The following is a 2,879-nucleotide window of genomic DNA, read 5'->3' on the forward strand; positions in this document are numbered from 1 at the left end:
TCCGGCGGCCAGCGCCAGCGCGTCGCCATCGGCCGCGCCATCGTGCGCGAGCCCAAGGCCTTCCTCTTCGACGAGCCGCTCAGCAATCTCGATGCCGCCCTGCGCGTCAACATGCGGCTCGAAATCACCGAGCTGCACCAGCAGCTCAAAACCACCATGATCTACGTCACCCACGATCAGGTGGAAGCCATGACCATGGCCGATCGCATCGTCGTGCTCAATGCCGGCAATGTCGAGCAGTTCGGCTCCCCGCTCGAACTCTATAACAGGCCCGCCAATCGCTTTGTCGCCGGCTTCATCGGCAGCCCGCGCATGAACTTCATCGATGGCCCCGAGGCGCAGAAGCACAGCGCCCATTCCATCGGCGTTCGACCCGAGCATTTCGCCATCGCCGAGGCGGCGACGCCCGGCGCATGGAAGGGCGAAGTGGGCGTGGCCGAGCAGCTGGGCTCCGATACCTTCCTGCATGTGCATGTCGAGGGGCTGGGCCTCATGACCGTGCGCACCGATGGCGACCGCACCTTCGGCCATGGCGACAGCGTCTGGCTGACGCCCGATCCGGCCCGCATCTACCGGTTCGACGCCGCCGGGCTGGCCTTGTGAGGAGCCCGCCATGACCATAAAGCTCTCAGCCGCGGCGCTGGGCACCATCACCAGGGCCACCGTGCCCGCCTATGACCGCGCCGGCCTTTCACCCGGCATCGTCCATTTCGGCGTCGGCAATTTCCATCGCGCCCATCAGGCGGTCTATCTCGACGACCTCATGGCGCTGGGCGAAGGCCATGACTGGGCCATTATCGGCGCCGGCGTGCGCGAGGCCGACGAGGCCATGCGTCAAAAGCTCAAGGCGCAGGATTGGCTCACCACCGTGGTCGAGCAGGAGGCCGACACCAGCAGCGCCCGCATCACCGGCGTCATGATCGACCATCTCAAGCCCGGCGACACCCGGGCCATCATCGCGCAACTGGCCGACCCGGCCATCCGCATCGTCTCCCTTACCATCACCGAGGGCGGCTATTACATCGACCCGGCCAGCCAGCAATTCGACGTCGCCCATCCCGACATCGTTCACGACGCCGCCAATCCGCACAATCCCAGGACCGTTTTCGGCCTCATTCTCGCCGGGCTGGAGCGGCGGCGCGAAACCGGCGTCGCGCCCTTCACCGTCATGAGCTGCGATAACATTCCGGGCAACGGAAACGTCACGCGAAATGCTATCAGTCTGTTAGCCAGGAGCCGGGATCCGTTACTCTCGGCGTGGGTCGACGCCAACGTGGCTTTTCCCAATGCAATGGTCGACCGGATTACCCCCGCCACCTCGGCCCGAGAGCGCGAATTTCTGGCGCAAGCCTTTGATATTGAAGACAATTACCCCGTCTTCTGCGAGAGCTTCCGCCAATGGGTTCTGGAGGATCACTTCCCCGCCGGCCGGCCAGCGCTGGAAAAGGTCGGCGTGCAGTTCGTCAGCGACGTAAGTCCTTACGAACACATGAAAATCCGCATTCTCAACGGCGGCCACGCCGCCATCGCCTATCCCGCCGGCCTCCTGGACATCCACTATGTCCACGAGGCGATGGAACATCCTATCATCTTGAATTTCCTGCGGAAAATCGAGACCGAAGAGATCATCCCCATCGTCCCGCCCGTCCCGGACACCGACCTCAACCAATACTATTCCCAGTGCGAGCGCCGCTTCGCCAACCCCAAGATCGGCGACACCGTCCGGCGGCTCGCCCTCGACGGCTCCAACCGGCAGCCGAAATTCATTATCCCATCGGCACTTGACCGGGTTAAGGCCGGCCTGCCGGTCACCGGGCTGGCGCTGGTTTCCGCCCTCTGGTGCCGCTACTGCTTCGGCACCACCGACTCCGGCGCCATCATCGAACCCAACGACCCCAGTTGGGCCAGGCTGACGACCCAGGCCGCCCGCGCGCGGGAAAACCCGGCCGCCTGGCTGGAAATGGCTGATATCTATGGCGAATTGGCCGGCGACCCGGTCTTTGCGGCGACCTTCATCCGCATGCTGGAAACGCTCTGGGGGCTGGGCACTCACGAAACGCTCGAACGCTACCTCGCCGGCGCGCTCTAGCCATATAGCCAACACACCTGCCTTCGGCTACCTTCGCGCCGGACCGAGAAGAAGGCGCGCGAACCTTGACGGAAAGCCTCCTGGTGGGAGTGGATGTGGGAACGGGAAGCGCCCGGGCAGGTGTCCTGACCGGGCGGGGTGTGCTTTTGGGCCGCGCCGAGCACCCCATCGCCATGAACCGCGCCGATGCCAATCATGCCGAGCATGACAGCGCCCAGATCTGGCGGGCGGTCTGCGCCGCCGTGCGCGATGCCATGACCGCCGCCGCGGCCGACCCGGCGCAGGTGGTCGGCATCGCCTTCGACGCCACCTGCTCGCTGGTGGTGCACGACGCCGGCGGCCTGCCCGTCAGTGTCTCCCCCCAGGGCGGTGACAATTGGGACACCATCGTCTGGCTCGACCACCGCGCGCTGGCCGAGGCCGATGAATGCACGCAAGGCGGCCATCGCGTGCTCGATTTCATCGGCGGCGTCATGTCTCCGGAAATGGAAGTGCCCAAGCTCATGTGGCTCAAGCGGCACATGCCCGCCAGCTGGGCCCGCGCCGGCATGATCTTCGACCTGGCCGATTTCCTCTCCTGGAAGGCCACTGGCTCGCTGGCCCGCAGCCAGTCCACCCTGGTCTGCAAATGGACCTACCTCGCCCATGAGAACGGCTGGCAACCCGATTTCCTCGATAGCGTCGGCCTCGACGATCTCATCGGCAAGGCCACCCTCCCCGCCGCCGCCAGCCCGGTCGGCTCCGATCTCGGCCCGCTCTCGGCCGGTGCCGCCGCCGAGTTGGGCCTCAC

At 65.6% G+C, this 2,879-nt stretch carries 3 protein-coding genes; all 3 read left to right on the forward strand.

All coding sequences use genetic code 11. The features are described from left to right. The coding region (locus VDP82_RS16620; RefSeq protein ID WP_323015941.1) for an ABC transporter ATP-binding protein at positions 1-603 on the forward strand (603 nt) is incomplete at its 5' end. 10 nt (positions 604-613) lie between these two features. Beyond that, positions 614-2,089, forward strand: a complete 1,476-nt coding sequence (locus tag VDP82_RS16625) for a mannitol dehydrogenase family protein (protein WP_323015942.1) — start codon at positions 614-616, stop codon at positions 2,087-2,089. 65 nt (positions 2,090-2,154) lie between these two features. Further along, positions 2,155-2,879: FGGY family carbohydrate kinase (locus VDP82_RS16630; protein WP_323015943.1), on the forward strand; the 725-nt coding region annotated here is incomplete at its 3' end.

It is taken from the genome of Devosia sp., assembly GCF_034675085.1.
In the GTDB taxonomy this organism is placed as follows: Bacteria; Pseudomonadota; Alphaproteobacteria; order Rhizobiales; family Devosiaceae; genus Devosia.

Bases quoted from the DNA above. Each gene is read 5' to 3' on its own strand.
- VDP82_RS16625 (WP_323015942.1), top strand. From the start codon at position 614: ATGACCATAAAGCTCTCAGCCGCGGCGCTGGGCACCATCACCAGGGCC.